Origin of the sequence: Streptomyces erythrochromogenes (assembly GCF_036170895.1) — a bacterium.
Taxonomy (GTDB): domain Bacteria; phylum Actinomycetota; class Actinomycetes; order Streptomycetales; family Streptomycetaceae; genus Streptomyces; species Streptomyces erythrochromogenes.
Genome location: NZ_CP108036.1, coordinates 1,011,464 through 1,025,869, shown reverse-complemented (window position 1 = coordinate 1,025,869; position 14,406 = coordinate 1,011,464). Strand labels below are relative to the sequence as shown.

At 68.8% G+C, this 14,406-nt stretch carries 18 protein-coding genes and 1 pseudogene; 9 read left to right on the top strand and 10 right to left on the bottom strand.

Annotated elements, in window-relative coordinates:
• Window positions 1-63: 63 nt before the first annotated feature.
• Both OHA91_RS04970 and OHA91_RS04965 read right to left on the bottom strand, forming a co-directional pair.
• The gene (locus OHA91_RS04970; RefSeq protein WP_328738689.1) at window positions 64-432 is read right to left on the bottom strand and encodes a PRC-barrel domain-containing protein; all 369 of its coding nucleotides are present in this window, start codon (window positions 430-432) and stop codon (window positions 64-66) included.
• A gap of 357 nt (window positions 433-789) precedes the next feature.
• Window positions 790-951: a hypothetical protein gene (locus OHA91_RS04965; protein ID WP_030832548.1), complete on the bottom strand. Its 162-nt coding sequence runs from the start codon at window positions 949-951 to the stop codon at window positions 790-792.
• A gap of 220 nt (window positions 952-1,171) precedes the next feature.
• On the opposite strand from OHA91_RS04965, the gene OHA91_RS04960 reads away from it, so the two are divergent.
• Window positions 1,172-1,612, top strand: coding sequence for a hypothetical protein (locus OHA91_RS04960; RefSeq protein WP_328738688.1), 441 nt, complete (start codon window positions 1,172-1,174; stop codon window positions 1,610-1,612).
• Between the two features lie 101 nt (window positions 1,613-1,713).
• Here the strand turns inward: OHA91_RS04960 and OHA91_RS04955 are convergent, their stop codons facing one another.
• On the bottom strand, window positions 1,714-2,295 hold the full coding sequence (locus tag OHA91_RS04955) for a DUF2231 domain-containing protein (RefSeq protein ID WP_328738687.1): 582 nt from the start codon (window positions 2,293-2,295) through the stop codon (window positions 1,714-1,716).
• Between the two features lie 247 nt (window positions 2,296-2,542).
• Between OHA91_RS04955 and OHA91_RS04950 the strand changes: the two genes are divergently transcribed.
• Together OHA91_RS04950 and OHA91_RS04945 are read left to right on the top strand one after the other, a co-directional pair.
• Complete coding sequence (locus OHA91_RS04950; RefSeq protein ID WP_328738686.1) at window positions 2,543-2,857, top strand: hypothetical protein; 315 nt, start codon at window positions 2,543-2,545, stop codon at window positions 2,855-2,857.
• The gene (locus tag OHA91_RS04945; protein WP_266494860.1) at window positions 2,854-3,120 is read left to right on the top strand and encodes a DUF4235 domain-containing protein; all 267 of its coding nucleotides are present in this window, start codon (window positions 2,854-2,856) and stop codon (window positions 3,118-3,120) included. Before OHA91_RS04950 ends, OHA91_RS04945 begins: the two co-directional genes overlap by 4 nt.
• Before the next feature lie 76 nt (window positions 3,121-3,196).
• On the opposite strand, the gene OHA91_RS04940 is transcribed toward OHA91_RS04945, so the two are convergent.
• Window positions 3,197-3,430 carry a DUF6479 family protein gene (locus tag OHA91_RS04940; protein WP_266494863.1) on the bottom strand — a complete coding sequence of 78 codons (234 nt, stop codon included), beginning with the start codon at window positions 3,428-3,430 and terminating at the stop codon, window positions 3,197-3,199.
• A gap of 219 nt (window positions 3,431-3,649) precedes the next feature.
• Between OHA91_RS04940 and OHA91_RS04935 the strand changes: the two genes are divergently transcribed.
• Entirely contained in the window at window positions 3,650-4,123 is a 474-nt protein-coding gene (locus OHA91_RS04935; protein ID WP_031155599.1) for a hemerythrin domain-containing protein, read from the top strand.
• A gap of 157 nt (window positions 4,124-4,280) precedes the next feature.
• Here the strand turns inward: OHA91_RS04935 and OHA91_RS04930 are convergent.
• From OHA91_RS04930 to OHA91_RS04910, 5 genes and pseudogenes are all read right to left on the bottom strand, one after another.
• Window positions 4,281-4,796: pseudogene (locus OHA91_RS04930) on the bottom strand (cysteine hydrolase family protein); the annotation flags it as partial.
• Window positions 4,797-5,096: 300 nt separating this feature from the next.
• The gene (locus tag OHA91_RS04925; RefSeq protein WP_266494871.1) at window positions 5,097-6,416 is read right to left on the bottom strand and encodes an alcohol dehydrogenase catalytic domain-containing protein; all 1,320 of its coding nucleotides are present in this window, start codon (window positions 6,414-6,416) and stop codon (window positions 5,097-5,099) included.
• 205 nt (window positions 6,417-6,621) lie between these two features.
• Window positions 6,622-7,773 (bottom strand): FUSC family protein, encoded by a 1,152-nt coding sequence (locus tag OHA91_RS04920; protein WP_328738685.1) that lies wholly within the window; start codon window positions 7,771-7,773, stop codon window positions 6,622-6,624.
• A gap of 79 nt (window positions 7,774-7,852) precedes the next feature.
• Window positions 7,853-7,975, bottom strand: coding sequence for a DUF1622 domain-containing protein (locus tag OHA91_RS04915; RefSeq protein ID WP_266494876.1), 123 nt, complete (start codon window positions 7,973-7,975; stop codon window positions 7,853-7,855).
• A complete protein-coding gene (locus OHA91_RS04910; RefSeq protein ID WP_266496878.1) occupies window positions 7,942-8,016 on the bottom strand; it encodes a hypothetical protein in 75 nt (24 codons plus the stop codon). The genes OHA91_RS04915 and OHA91_RS04910 overlap by 34 nt, the downstream gene beginning before the upstream one ends.
• 563 nt (window positions 8,017-8,579) lie before the next feature.
• Here OHA91_RS04910 and OHA91_RS04905 point away from each other — a divergent pair.
• Together OHA91_RS04905 and OHA91_RS04900 are read left to right on the top strand one after the other, a co-directional pair.
• Window positions 8,580-9,266 (top strand): HemK2/MTQ2 family protein methyltransferase, encoded by a 687-nt coding sequence (locus OHA91_RS04905; protein WP_328738684.1) that lies wholly within the window; start codon window positions 8,580-8,582, stop codon window positions 9,264-9,266.
• A gap of 22 nt (window positions 9,267-9,288) precedes the next feature.
• Window positions 9,289-9,507 (top strand): CDGSH iron-sulfur domain-containing protein, encoded by a 219-nt coding sequence (locus tag OHA91_RS04900; protein WP_408059227.1) that lies wholly within the window; start codon window positions 9,289-9,291, stop codon window positions 9,505-9,507.
• A gap of 137 nt (window positions 9,508-9,644) precedes the next feature.
• On the opposite strand, the gene OHA91_RS04895 is transcribed toward OHA91_RS04900, so the two are convergent.
• Entirely contained in the window at window positions 9,645-11,432 is a 1,788-nt protein-coding gene (locus OHA91_RS04895; RefSeq protein ID WP_328738682.1) for a GAF domain-containing SpoIIE family protein phosphatase, read from the bottom strand.
• Between the two features lie 314 nt (window positions 11,433-11,746).
• On the opposite strand from OHA91_RS04895, the gene OHA91_RS04890 reads away from it, so the two are divergent.
• From OHA91_RS04890 to OHA91_RS04880, 3 genes are all read left to right on the top strand, one after another.
• On the top strand, window positions 11,747-12,637 hold the full coding sequence (locus OHA91_RS04890) for a carboxylate-amine ligase (RefSeq protein WP_328738681.1): 891 nt from the start codon (window positions 11,747-11,749) through the stop codon (window positions 12,635-12,637).
• Window positions 12,638-12,703: 66 nt separating this feature from the next.
• On the top strand, window positions 12,704-13,093 hold the full coding sequence (locus OHA91_RS04885) for a hypothetical protein (protein WP_266494889.1): 390 nt from the start codon (window positions 12,704-12,706) through the stop codon (window positions 13,091-13,093).
• Between the two features lie 143 nt (window positions 13,094-13,236).
• Window positions 13,237-13,686 (top strand): SRPBCC family protein, encoded by a 450-nt coding sequence (locus OHA91_RS04880; protein WP_266494892.1) that lies wholly within the window; start codon window positions 13,237-13,239, stop codon window positions 13,684-13,686.
• The last annotated feature ends 720 nt before the right edge of the window (window positions 13,687-14,406 follow it).

Below are 14,406 nucleotides of genomic sequence, written 5' to 3'. Positions count from 1 at the left end.
TACGACGCCGGTCCCGGCACCCTTGCTGGGTGCCGGGACCGGCGTCGTACTGCGGGATCGGGATCAGGCGGGTCGGCCGCCGAAGGGGGCGCCGGTGCCGTAGTACGTGCCCAGATCCTCCCGGTAGCCCGCGTCGCCGAGGTGCTTGTCGCGGTGGAACTCGGGGGCGTCCTTGATCTGGCCCCTGGTTCGGTCGACGAAGACCTTCCGCTCCTCCGGGTCGATGCTGACCACGGTGCTCGCCGGCAGTAGGACCTCCTTGCCGAAGATCCAGACACCGGTGTCGACCACCAGGTAGGCGTCACCGACCTCGTCGGAGTGCTTGTCGACCTTGCCGATGCTGCCGTCGGTCGCTTCGACCTTGTAGCCGGTCAGATCGGTGCCGGCCAGGTGGCCCGCGGTCGGCTGGTAACTCCACACATGTTCAGTCACGCGAAAACAACTCCTCGGTCAATGGAGGACGGCGGCGACATGCGTCTCCGCCGATCCTCCTTGTTCCGTACGTCGTGCTCGGCGGATGTGCTGCGTTCCGCTTGGACTTCGTCTGCCTCGCCTCTTCGACTTCACGCACCCGGATCACAATCGAGACCGGGGCGGCCGTCGATCATTGGAGGTGGGCAGGTCCCCTGCTGCATCACGGCGACCGTCCCGGCTGCTGCCCTCCCTATGCGCTGCTATTCGTTCCGTGTCGGTGACGGCTCGTCGACAAAGACATGGCGGTGGCCGGTCACCCCGAAGAAGGGGTGACCGGCCACCGCCATGCAGTGTCAGAACTGCGCTGTCGTACGGCTACCAGCGATACCAGCGGCCGCTACTGCCCTTCGGGCGGGCAACGAACCCGATCAGCCACAGGATCAGGACTGCGATCGCGACCCACCAGAGAATCTTCACCGCGAAACCCGCGCCGAAGAGGATCAGGACCAGCAGAAGAACGAGAAGCAGGGGAACCATAGTTATCAACCTCCGAAGCACCGTCTGCCCGACCGCATCCTGGAAATGCGTTCGATTCTTATGTGTTTTTTATCCCGGCGGCTGGGCAGGAGACCTTGCCTCCATTCCACGAGCCCGCTTCGGCGGAGCCACCTCGGAGCCGATGCATCCGGGGAGACCTTCCTACGCTGATTGGCCCAATTACCCCACCGGGGAGGCGTCCTCGGGGCAGAACATCCCCATGGACAGCAAGCAGGAGATGGATCCGGCACACCGAGTTCCGGACGGCGTCGACGAGAAGACGGTGCGTGCTCTGGGTGCGCTTTCGAAGGCCCTCGAAACCACGGAGCGGGCCCGTGGCCACCTCTACGGGTTCCATCAGCTGACCGGTACGGCGGACTTCGAGCTCGGCGACGCGGCGCGGCTCTTGCGGGAGGCGGGCTACGAGGAGCAGGCCGCCCTGGTCGAGACCGAGATCGTCGGCCGCAACGTCATTCCGGGGCACTGGACGTTCCAGATCATCGAGGCCTACAACGCCACCTACTACCGGCCCTTTGCCGCGGTGGAACGCGACATCGTCGACGAGGTGGCCGGCGGGCGCGACCACCTTCTGGAAGCCCGCCTCAAAACGATTCGCCGTACCCCCCACCACCCTGACCACACCGCAACGCCCCCCTCCTGAAAGCAGACGCGGCTCGGCGAAGGCTCGTGGGGAGGCCTACCTGCGCTCAGCTCCGATCGGGGCTCCTCAGGGGGGGATGGAGCGGGCGCGCAGGGGCTCCCTCACGTTGCGGCGTGCGCTCCTACGGCCTGCCGGTAGGCCACGTGCCCGCCCAGCGCACCGCTGACGGCTACGGCAGCCATCCCGCCCAGGGCCCACAGTCGGCCCTTCGCCGAGCGGCCGCGGAGCCGTGCGGTCAGGGACGCGGTGTAGCAGGCCACCGCGGCGACGTTGGAGGCTGCGTGGGCCAGGCCGACCCGGGCCTGCTCGGGCGGCAGGTCCGCCCAGTCCGCCCAGCCGGCGACTGCTGCCGGGGCGACGCCGGCCAGTCCGACGGCGGTCAGGGTGGTTGCCGCGTGGTGTGTCCCGGGCACGAAGTCGAGTACCGAGGCCGACAGCCAGCATCCGATGGGCACCTGCACCAGTACGGGGTGCACGGGGTGGCCCAGCGGTCTCCCGCGCAGCAGATCGCGCATGCCGCCCAGAGGGAGGGAGCGGATTCCCCGCTGCAGCCCCCTGATGGCCGGATCGGCCGCCGTGGTCCGCTCGAGCCGGTCCAGGGTCTTCAGCCAGCAGGCCGAAGCAGTGTCGAGGGCCGCGGTCGGCCCGGCAGCGGGCGAGGTGTCGAGGGTGCGTGAGTCCATACACGACGCCTACCCGCTGCCACGCCGCCATCCCGGCCTGGCGCCGACTGCACCCGAACGACGGGCCCGCCGAGGAGCCGTGGTCTCTTCATTGCAGTCCTGCTGCGAAGGCCACGCAGAGCTCTTGCTCGTGGGGCGGGTGCTGGGGCCGTACGGGGTAAGCGCGGCGCAAGAAGGTCGAGCGCACTCGCGAAGAGCTCAGCCAAGGCCGACAAGCAAGGCCCGAACCAAGGAGAAGACCGCCGCCATGAAGCAGCGAACCGTCGAAAAGGCTTCCCTCATCGCCGACCAGGTCCGCGAGACGGCGGAACAAGCCGCCCGGCTGGTGCGGGACGACACCCCCGACTCGGTCCTGGACAAGACCGCCCAGGCCGCCACGCAGGTGTGGGACGGCGCGACCCGCGCCGGACAGTACGCGGCGGACATGACCCCCGACCCGCTGCTCGAGAGGGCCGACCAAGCTGCGAGGGCCACACGAGGCAACCGCACCCCGCTCCTGGTCGCCGGCGCTGCGATCATCACCCTCGTGCTGGTGCGTCGCAGCCGCGCACGTCGCCGATGAAGGCCTCCGGCGCTGCCTACAAGCCCGTCGGGCTCCTCCTCGGGGCGGCGAGCGGCATGGTCGCGGGGGCTGTGTTCGAGCAGGCTTGGAAGATCATCGAAGGTGAGGGTGATGCCCCGGACGCCACTGACGAAGACCGCACGTGGACGCAGATCCTGCTCGCCGCTGCGATTCAAGGAGCGATCTTCGCCGTGGTCAAGTCGTCTGTCGAGCGATCGGGCGCAGTGGCCCTACGTCGTGTGACTGGGGCCCGGCCTGGCTGACCCACCGGCGGTGCCGGCCTTCCCCGATCATGCCGGCGCCGCCCGGACCGTCCGTCAGTGGGCCCGGCCCGTCCAATCAGGGTCGGGGATACTCTTGGTCCTTTTGATCGCGCGCGTGCTCTTCCGGGGTCTGCCAGGAGTCCGCGCGGCGTTGCGCAACGGGGTTCTGCTCGGTCGGCGGAACTCTGCGGCGCCTGCGGCGGCTGCCATACCAGAAGGCGCCGATCAGGAGGATGACGAGGACTACTCCGGCGAAGATGAGGAAGAGTGAGGCCTGGCCTTCGGCCGCGAGTGTTTCGATAGCTGTCATGCGCGGCCCCTACCCGCGATCCGTGGACATACCAGCAGTCGAACGGGTTTATACCGACTGTGCGCCTGCCAGAACCTGGCTCGTTACCCACAGACGGCGCAGGCATGTCGCCCAATCTGGCCAATCCCTCGTTCTGGGCGAGCGCCACAAGCGTCGGCCGGGTAAACGGGCGTGGGGTGGCCGGCCGCGCCGCCTGTAGTGCGAAGTCTGGAGGCGTTGGTGGACGGAATCGTTCTGCTCAAGGAAGACCACAAGACGGTCGAGAAGTTGTTCAAGCAGTTCGAGAAGGCCGGCGACGACGCTCACGCGGAGAAGCGGAAGATCGCCGACCAGGTGATCGAGGAGCTGACCACGCACACCTGGATCGAGGAGAAGATCTTCTACCCGGCGGCCCGTGAGGCGGCACCCGACACGAAGGACCACGTCCTGGAGAGCATCGAGGAGCACCACGTTGTGCTGTGGATGCTCTCCGAGCTCAAGGAGCTGGACGCAGCCGACGAGCGGTTCGACGCCAAGATGAGCGTGCTGATGGAGAACGTCCGCCACCACGTCGAGGAAGAGGAGAAGGAATGGTTCCCCGATGTCCGCAAGGCCATGGGTCGTAACCGCCTCACTGAACTCGGCGAACAGATGGAGGAGGCGAAGAAGAAGGCCCCCGGCGAACCCCTGGCCGTTCCGAGCGCCAAGCACTGACCGAGCGTCCGATCGGATCGTTAATGCGGGCGAGCGGGGCGACCTGCGCGGGTGTGAATCCGTCGAACATTGGTCCAACCCGGGCAGGTTTCAATGCCGCGGACCGTTGAGGGGCGAGACGCTCCCGCTCGCGCGTGCTGGCGCTGCTTCTTCGGTTGAAGACCTCTGCCGCGGGCACGATGCGGGCCGCCATGTTGATCTCCATCATGGTCAGGGCGGCGTCGGCCAGGTCCGCGTGGATGTGGGCGATGGTGACGGACAGGTGCCTGATGTGGGCGTCGAGCGCGGAGTACAGCACGCACTGTTCCGTCACCTGCCCGCACAGTACGAGGTGGCCGGCGCCCAGTGTTCCCAGCAGGTAGGCGAGGGGTGTTTCGTAGAAGGCGGAGTGGCGTGCCTTGACGATGAAGTAGGAATCCTCGTCCGGCCGTACGGGTTCGACCAGGTCGGCGTGGGGGCCGGACAGGGCGGCTTCGAGGATCTCCCCGTGGTGGGAACGCCATTTCCCGAAGTTGTCGTTGACATAGATCACCGGCAGTCCGCGTCGGCGCGCCTCCTCCAGCAGGCGGGCCACGGCGGGTAGAGCCTGTTCGACGGAGGGGACCAGTTCATCGGCATCCTGATGGTCTTACGTGTTCAGCATGTCGATGATGACAACTGCGATCTTCGCCATGCTTTCCACGCTGCCAGGAACACCCGGGCGCGAGCCGATGACACGAGCGACCTTGCGGATCCTCGCCCCGATCCCGGCCGCGGAGCAGCGAGCCCGAGGCAGACACCGCACTACCGGGGTGGTTTCCTCGATGACCGCAGATGCGTAGGCGCGCGTTTGCAGCAGGCGGGCATCACCAGGGGCTCGTAGGAGCGTCACGTGGTGCGAGCTGGGGCCAGTATCGCGAAGTGGTGCAGCGTGCCCCTCATCGACGCCCCGAGTACGGATCCGCAGGCCCGTGTACGACCCAGCCTGTGGTGATCAATGCTTGAGGGCCCGCTCCAGCTGTTGCTTGTTCATGTGCGAACGGCCTTCGATGCCCCGAGCCTTGGCCTCCTGGCGCAGCTCTTCCACGGTGTGCCCGGAGGAACCAGCCGTGGCGCGGCCGCCTCGCTTGCCGGCGGACGCCCGGTGGCTGCTGCCGTTGCTGCCGTTGGGGTGGAGGACGACCTTGGTCCAGCCGTCGTCGCGGTTGTCGAAGTGTTCGTAGGCCGATGAGGCCTCGTCGAGGCTGAGTTCGTGGGAGACGAGGAAGCCGGGCTCGGCCTTGCCGCCGGCGATCAGGTCGCGCAGGGCCCGGTTGTAGCGCTTGACGGGTGCCTGGCCGGTGCCGATCCGCTGGCCCTTGAACCAGAGCATGCCGAAGTCCAGCGGCACTTTGCCCTGGGCCTCGAGCTCGCCCTGGGCCTCGGCGCCTCCCGGGTCCTCGGGCAGGAACACGCCGACCACGCCGATGCCGCCGGTGAACCGGACCGAATCGATCAGCCCGTTCATCGTCAACGTGGCGTCCTCGTGCCCCTGCGGATCGTGGGCCTGGTAGCCGACGCATTCGCAGCCGTTGTCCGCGCCCAGGCCGAGGGTGGCTTCCTTGACCACCTCGGCCGGATCCTGTTCGGCGGTGTTGATGGCGATGGCGCCGATCTCCTCGGCGATCCGGAGCCGGTCGGGCTGGTGGTCGGCGACCCAGACGCGGCCCGCGCCCTTGAGGATCGCGGAGTAGGCGGCCATGAGGCCGACCGGACCGGCGCCGTAGACGATCGTCTGGTCGCCGGGCTTGACACCGGCCATCTCCGTGGCGTGGTAGCCGGTGGGGAAGATGTCGGCCAGCATCACGTAGTCGAGCTGCCGCTCGGCGGCGTCCTCACCCAGGCGCAGGGCGTTGAAGTCGCCGTAGGGTACGCGCAGAAGTTCCGCTTGGCCGCCCTGGTACGGGCCCATCTCGGCGAAGCCGTACGCGGCGCCCGCCATGTCCGGCTTGGGCTGCATCGTGAGGCAGTAGTTCGTGAGGCCCTGCTCGCACTGCTTGCAGAAGCCGCAGGCGATGTTGAAGGGCAGCACCACCCAGTCGCCGACCCTGACCTTGCTGACGGCACCGCCCACCTCAACGACCTGGCCGAGGTTCTCGTGGCCGAGGGTCCGGCCCGTCTCGAATGAGGTCCGGCCCTCGTACATGTGGAGGTCGGAGCCGCAGATGTTGGTGGTGGTGATCTTCACCAGGATGTCGCCGGGGTGCTCGATCTTCGCGTCGGGGACGTCCTTCACCGTCACCGTCCGCGGTCCTTCGTACACTGCCGCTTTCATGTCGTTCCTTGCCGACGCCACGCTTCACCGGACGCTTCACGGCGGGTGGTGGCACCTTTGTGGGGTGTTGGCGCGGTCAGTCCTACGGGCGACTCGATCGCGGGGCGGCGTCCGGCTGCCTCGGCGACTGACGCCTCTCGTGTCGCGCCTACCCCGCCCCGCGCTCACCTCACACCACGCCGGGACCATGGGAGAGCGAAGGACCTCAGGTCCGGGCGAGGCTCTGCCGGCCCGACCGGAGATCGGCCAAGAGGCGGCCGGCATCCGTGAGGAGCGTGCCCTGCAACGCGTGCACGGCCGCAGAGGCTTTCCGAGTGGTCAGTTCCTGCTGTTGCACCTGGTCGAGTTCTGCGGCCGCCTCGTCGATCTTTGCGTCGAGGAGGTCCGGATCGGTGGGGGACACCCGGCCCATCTCCTCCATCACCGTGGCCACGGCGCGCAGGACAGCGCTGAAGCCGGGCCGGAAAACGGCGGGGAGATTCCCGAGTTCCCCGCTGTCGAGGGCGTAGTCCAGGGTCCGGGACATCGAACGGAGGTGGTCCATGCTGCGTTCGGCGACGGTGATTGCCTCCCGAGCACGGGGGAGGGCTTCACCGGACCCGCCGACGGATGGGCGCGGGTTCATGCGGCCGTTCTCGATCTCGGCTTCGATGGTGTGGCGGATGCGCTCACACTCGGCGGAAAGGCTGCGCCAGTCGCGGCGCCACTGGCGCAGGTGATCCCGGTCGGGATCGCTTGCTTCGAGGGTGTCGGCGAGGTCGTCGAGGCGCCGGGACATGGTGCTGTAGAGGTCGGTGACGGCTTGCTGGCGGTGGTGGGTGTGCCGGGCGGGAGCGAGGACGAGATGGGCGGCGAGGCCGCAGAGCGCCCCGATGCCCACGGAAGCGACCAGGTGGCCGATGTAGTCGATCCGGCCCTGGCCGGAGGAGAACGCGAAGAAGCCGACGATGGCGACCTGGAGGCCCTGCTGGCCGAAGCGCCGGATCTTGCCGACGCAGAGCGCGATCAGGGTGAGAAGGGCGAACGTCCAGCCGTGGATACCGGCCACGGCCGCCAGGGTGGCGGCGAGCGTGGCTCCCGCCGCCATGGCCACCACGTACTGGAGGCAGTCCCGGACCGACCGGTACACGGTCGCCTGAAGCGCCACCAGCGCGGTGAACGGCGCGAACGTCGAAACTGCAGGCGGAAGCAGGTACCGCGCGAGGACCCACGCCGCCATCGCCGCGACCACGGTCTTGGCGACCAGTAGCACCTGGTCCCGCTCGCTCCCGGCTCCCCGCACCGCGCGCCGCAGATAGTCGGCTTGCTCTGTGGCCGCCGACCAGATCCTTCGTACCGCTTCCATCCCTCTGGGCAAGATCGACCACCTCCGATGCGCGCCTGCCCCGTCAGCTGCGCTCAACGCTCAAATCCGGGTCGCAAAGGGCCTCCAGCCTTCAGGGAGCCGCGAGGGGAGGCTCGGACCCTTTGCGGTCCTGCTCGATCTCGGCCCGCTCCTCCGCGATCTCCCGGGTCAGGAAGAAGTTCAGGAAGGTTCGTATCGCCGCGATGGCAGCCAACTGCCGATCTCCTTAAAGCTGGGGGCGACGGCGGTGCGCATCACAGCACCCGCGAGCTGGAACTCCAGTCCCAGAACGAGGGAGCGCCCAGGCTCAACCGGATCTTGTTGAACTCACCGATGAGCGATCGCCTGCGCAGACCGGTCGAGGCGAAGCGGGCGAACGCCTACAGCGCACCGGTGAAGATGATCAGTGCGCCGGCGGCCTCGACCAAACGGACGAGCCATCCGATCAGCTCCTGGACCCCGGACTCGGACAGTAGCTCTATGGGCAGCGTCATCGCGCCCGTCTACCCGGCCGCAGCCGTTGCACGGGCGATCCGGGGCACGAGACTCAGCGTGTCGTTGCCGTGGCGCAGGACGACGTGGTCGTGTTCGTAGGCCACCACGCAGGACGTGGGCGATTGGCCGGCCCAGACCAGGAATCTTGAGAGGCGAATCAGGGCTTCTCAGCTCGACGTGCGGTCTGAGAAATGTTGGGCCAATTTGGTCTGATCCTCCGAAGATCGACGCTCAATCGGCTGGGGCGCACGGGTCAGGGCAGGTGCCGTACCTCAAGCAATCGCTGCGGCTCGCCGGCGAGCCGCAGCGAGACCGGAGGTACGGTGCCCAGTACTGCTCTTTCTCTGACCACGCTGCCCGGCGGCCTGGTGGCTCTGCCGGGCGTTTACCAGCCGCAGGCGGACACCAGGCTGCTCGCCGCGGCACTCGCCCATGAGGACCTCGGGTTCCATACTGAGATCTTGGAGATCGGTACGGGTACCGGCGCCCTGGCGCTGCACGCCGCGACCAGGGGTGCCCGGGTCACGGCGGTCGACGTGTCCTGGCCCGCGGTGGCCACGGCCCGGCTGAACGCCTGGCTTCATCGTCTTCCGCTACGTGTTCTGCACGGGGATTTCGAGGCTCGCACCGCGGGACGGCGCTTCGACGTCGTCTTCTCGAACCCCCCGTACGTCCCCGCCCCGGACAACCGACTGCCTTCGCAGGGGCCGGAACGGGCCTGGGACGCCGGACTCGACGGGCGCGCCGTCATCGACCGGATCTGCGCGGACGCCCCGGCCCTGCTGCGGCCGGCCGGCATCCTGCTCATGGTGCACTCGGGGATGTGCGGTGCCGAGAAGACCCTCGACCGGCTGGCGGGGGCGGGGCTGGCTGCTGAAGTCACGGCGACGGCATCCGTGCCCTGGGGCCCCGTCCTGCGGTCGCGACGATCCTGGCTGGAACAGCAGGGCCTGGCGGCCGAGGCCGAGGAGCGGGAAGAGCTGGTGGTCATACGTGCCCAGCGTCCCTGACCCATCCCGGTGCCCGGTCCCCATCACTGCCGAGGTCTGCCGGGTGTCCGTCGAACCGCAGGGCCCCGTGCTGGTCGAGGGCCCCGTCGAGGTTGTCCTGGACGACGGGACGGTGGCCCGGTCCGACCGCTTCATGGTCGCGCTGTGCACCTGCCGCCGCAGTCGCACGTACCCCTGGTGCGACACCAGCCACCGACGCCGCGAGAGGACCGCGACGCCGCCCGAGGTCAGGAACCCGTGATGACCCCACCCAGCCCGACCGTCACCGACGCCACCACCACGGCAGGCGCCGCCGGCCCGCGCCTCGTCGCGGGCCGGCGGCGGTGTACGCGCCCGGGGCCGTCCTGAAGGCGGACGGAAATCGCCGCTCCTGCCGTCTCAGCACCGCTGTGGCTGCGGGAGCGAGGGAGTTCGCACGGCGAGCAGGACGACGTCGTCCTCGGGCGCCGGTTGTGCCAGCCGGTTACTGATCCGGCGTAGCACCTCATCCAAGGGGCGGTTCCCGTGGCGGGCGAGCAGGGCGACGAGTTGCGCGACGGCGGTGTCCATGTCGTGGCCGCGGCGTTCGACGAGCCCGTCGGTGTACAGCAGGAGCGTCGAGCCCGGAAGCAAGGGCCGCTGGTGCTCCGTGCGGTCGAACGGCCCGAGCGACGGGTGGAGCAGTACGTCGTGTTCGAGCAACTGGGCCACATTCCCATCCGGAGTGCGGAGCAGGGGCGGCGGGTGACCCGCGTTGGACCAGGTCAGCGTCCAGTCGTGGCTGCCGTCGACGGGGTCGAGGCGGGCGTGCACCAGGGTGCCGCTGGTCTCCATGGGCAGGACCGAGCAGGCGGCGTCGAGGGCGGTCAGTGCGGTGGCGGGACTGTAGGGGGGATGGTCGAGGGTTGCCTGTCGAAGCATGCTGCGGACCTGGCCCATGATCGTGGCGGCGTGCATGTCGTGTCCGGTGATGTCGCCCACTGTGATGATGAGCGCTGGCGTCTCGCCGTCGGAGGCGGGGGCAAGGGGCAGGTGATAGGCGTCGTACCAGTCTCCGCCGATCATGTGGTCGTCCGCAGCCGGCTGGTACAGGGCGCTGATCTCGATGTGGTCGGTGAGGGGGAGGTCAGTGAGCATGGCGGCCTGGAGTTCCCGGGCGACGGAGATCCGCTCGTCCAGGTACAGGGCGCGTTCCACCGCCTGTGCGACGTATCCGGACGCGGCGGTGAGGGTGGCCCGCTCGGTGACGCCCACCTCGTGCCGCTTGGCCCAGCAGATCGCCAGGACACCCAGAAGCGCGCGACTGCCCCAGAGCGGCAGGCACAGCACCGTGGTGAAGCCCATGCGGTCGAAGAAGCGAACCGCCTCGGTGCCGTAGTCGGCAACCATCGCCTCTCGGTCGGGAACGAAAACCGCCCTCCGTTCTTTCATGGCCCGGGTGCTCGGGAACGCCGCGTCCACGGACAACGTGAGAACGCCCCGTTCCACCGCGTTCTCGATATCCGGGTCGGCAACCCGGTGCAGTTCGTCCTTGTCAGCGACCAGCAGACCTACGTACGACGGCTTCCCGACGCCGACGAACAGGTCCCGCACTCGTCGCCGGACGTCCTCCAACCCCGACGTCTGGGCCAGCTCCTCCGAGGCCCTCAGCAGCAGCTCGGCATGGTCCATCCCGGCCTGGGCTTGTCGTTCCAGACGCTGCGCATCGCTTCTGGCTTGCTCGGCGGCTGCCCGCGCGGTCTCCAGCACCTGTTGCGCGGACCGGCTCTTCGCCGACAGGACGCGCAGACGCAGCTCGGCAGAGCATGCCGCGGCCAGATCCTCCAGGTCGGACAACTCGCTCGGTTCCCAGGCCCGCGGTTCGTGGCCGATGGCACACAGAGAGCCCACGACGAGTCCCTCGGCGTCGGTCAGCGGCATTCCCGCGTATGCGATGACCCCGAGGTCCGTGACGGCCGGATGGGTGCGGAGCCGATCGTCCGCGCGGGCGTCCGGCACCACCAAGGGCTGCCCGCAGGCCACCACGTACCGGCAGAGCGAATGAGACAACGGCAGTGCGCGCCTTTCCGCCCAGGGCTCTCTCAGGCCGACCAGTCCGGGCAGGATCTGCCGGTCCTCCGCGACCAGAGAAACGAAGGCCACCGGCACGTGGAGCAGTCGGGAAACCAGCCGGGCGAACCGGTCCATCCCGGTATCGGAGGCAGCCGTCAGTCCGGCCCACCGCAATGCCCGCTGCTGGGCGGCGCTGCCTGCGTCAGCCTCCGTTGCTCGGCCCTGCTCAGGCATGTGCCCTCCGGTCCTGCTCGTCCCGAGGCCCTCAACGGCATCGTAGGGCAGCTGCGGGCTGCCGGTCGCGTCATGCCGGCGGCGGCAAGCACGGGAGGTGCCTGTGGGCCGACTGCCGGCTGCTCGGACGGGTAGACGCGAGGCAGTGGGGTGAGTCGGAAGCGGCCCGCTCCAGCCTTTCGGCGAAGGGCTTCCGTATGTGTGCCTTGGTGACCGTGCCGATCCGCAGCGTCGGCCCGGTACAGGCCGGCCTGCCGCTGGCGAGCAGCCGGATGACGATGGGCGTCGAGGAGGAGTTCCTGCTCGTGGACCGGCGCACGGGTATGCCCATGGCCCGGGGACCTCGCGTCGTTGAAGCCGCGGCGCCGCTCCTGGGCGAACAGGCGCAGACGGAGTTCTTCGGACCACAGGTCGAGGTGTGTACCCGTCCCACGGCGACACTGGCCGTGCTGAGGTCCGAACTGGCCTTGCTGCGGAGGGTGATGGCCGAGGCCGCGGCCGGCGAGGGGTGCCTGCTCGTCGCCACCGGCACTCCCGCCGTCCCGCCGGGGCGCCCGCTGACGGTGACCCCCGGCGAGCGCTACGAGCGGATGGCCGCCCGGTGGTCCTCCCTGGCGGGTGGGTACGACGGAATGGTGTGTGGTTGCCACATCCACGTCGGTGTGTCGGGACACGCCCAGGCGCTCGCGCTGGCCAACCACATGCGCCCTTGGCTGCCGACGCTCCAGGCGATCGCCGCCAATTCCCCGTTCTCCCTGGGCCGGGACACCGGCTGGGCCAGTCACCGTTCGGTCGAGTGGGCACGGTGGCCGGGCGTCGGCCCCGCGCCCCTGCTCGACGAAGCCGGTTACGAGCAGCTCGCCGGCCGCCTGGTCCGCACCGGCACCCTGCTGGACCGCCGGATGATCTACTGGCACGCCCGCCCGTCCGAGCACGTACCGACGCTGGAGATCCGCGTCTGTGACGTCACCGCCGACCTCGACGTGGTCGTGCTGCTCACCGCCCTCGTGCGAGGCCTGGCCACCTCACTGCTGCCGGACATCGGCAACGGACGGCCGCCCCGACCGGACTCGACACGACCTCTTAGGTGGACGGTGGGACGATGAGAAGACCAACGGCAGACGCGCCGGCACCGATGCGCGCCTTTCCCGAACAAGACAGCAGGCCAGGCCATGACTAAGCAGCCGAAGCCGTCCCAGCCGAAGCACGGCAAGGGACCGAGCCCCCACGAGGGCACCAAGCAGCACGGTTGGTCTCCTGACGTGGACGAGACCCGTCAGCAGAAGAACCCGAGCGCCCATCGTTCCTTCCACCCGGACACGTACGCCCCGGACAAGGGCCCCGGACGTACGGTCTCCAAGGAAGAAGCCGGGAACCCCCACGGCAAGCCGACAAAGAGCCACGGCACACGAGGTGAGGACCAGGGCAAGGGCTCCGAGGAGAAGGGCATGCACGACTTGGGCCCCCGCGGTCGGTCCCAGCGGCCCAGCGGAACGAAGGATGCGTCGGCCACGACGGGCGTGGACCCCCAGGATCCGCCTGGCAAGCGCAGCGCCGGGTAGCGCCGCTCGACATGGCCGGCGAGTGCGCCGTGCACTGTGAAGCCGCACTTCCCCTCTAGCGCTGAGATCGCGCTGTCGACGGCACGAGGCGGCTGCGGTAGTCCTCCGAGTCCGATCGTCTGTTACCCGAGAAGGACCTGCTCATGGCCGTACGAAACCAGCTCATTCACCGTTTGCCACCGGCCGTCTGGACGGTACTCGCCGACCCGAGCTGCTACGGGGAGTGGGTGGTGGGACCCTCCGAGTCCACGCCACTTGATCAGGCCTGGCCCGAAGTCGGCTCCCAGCTCCTCTACACCGTGCGCCTGGGCCCGTGGTCGACTGAAGGGGTCACAACAGTCAGGCACCAGGTGGCAGGCCGTGAGCTTGAACTGGAGGCGGCTTTCAAGGCTTTGGGCACGGCGAGGATCTTCCTACAGCTCCGGCCGTGGGGCGAGGAGACCTTGGTCGTGTGCGACGAGCACCCCCTGCGCGGCTTGGGCGGAGCTCTTCACAACCCCGCCGTCGAGGCCCTGCTGCAGCTTCGGCACAGGGGGATGCTGGCCCGCTTGGCCAAGATCGTGGAGCACCGCGACCAGGCCGAGCACGCTTGACGGGCGATGACCGCGAGAACCTGTCGGTGCGGCACCGGCGAAGTGCGCCGGTGCGATGGCTGCGATTGACTTGGCTCTTGCCTTTGTGGAGGCGGACATTGGGCGTGACGCAGCGATGATGGTGGCTCGTTACGTGGTCGTCTTTCTGCGCCGCTCGGGTGGGCAGTCGCAGTTCAGCGCCCAGATGCGAGCCCAGATCGCAGAGCGTCCGGTGTTGCGCGAGGTTCAGCAGTTGATTGCCGATCACCCCGACGCGGACCTGTCCGTGGAGCCGTCGGCTCGCCGGGCGAACCTGCGAGCAGCAGCGCGCCTTGGCCGATGGACGGCGACGCAAGCAGCTCCAGCTCATCGGCGCGCCACATCACAGGCTCGCCGGGCTCGCGCCACGCCAGGCCCTGGTACCAGTCAGGCATCGCGACTCCTTGCAGGACGGCGGCGACCCCGGTCCCGTTCCAGCCCTGCGGGCCGATCCGCTCGGATCCCCGCCGCTCGATGCGCACCCACCCGCCTCGCTCCGTACGGCTGCCCAAGGAACGGCGCTTGCGTACCAGCGCCTGCCGATCCAACCGCACGTGCAGAGCCTTCTCCACCCGCTCCAGCACGTCTTCTACCGGCTGTCGGCGCAGATCAACCTGGGCAGCAACGGGTGGGGATCCAGTCAAGACGACCTCCCGGCGGACGGATGGCCGTAGCAGGAACAGGCTCGCCGGTGGGATCGGC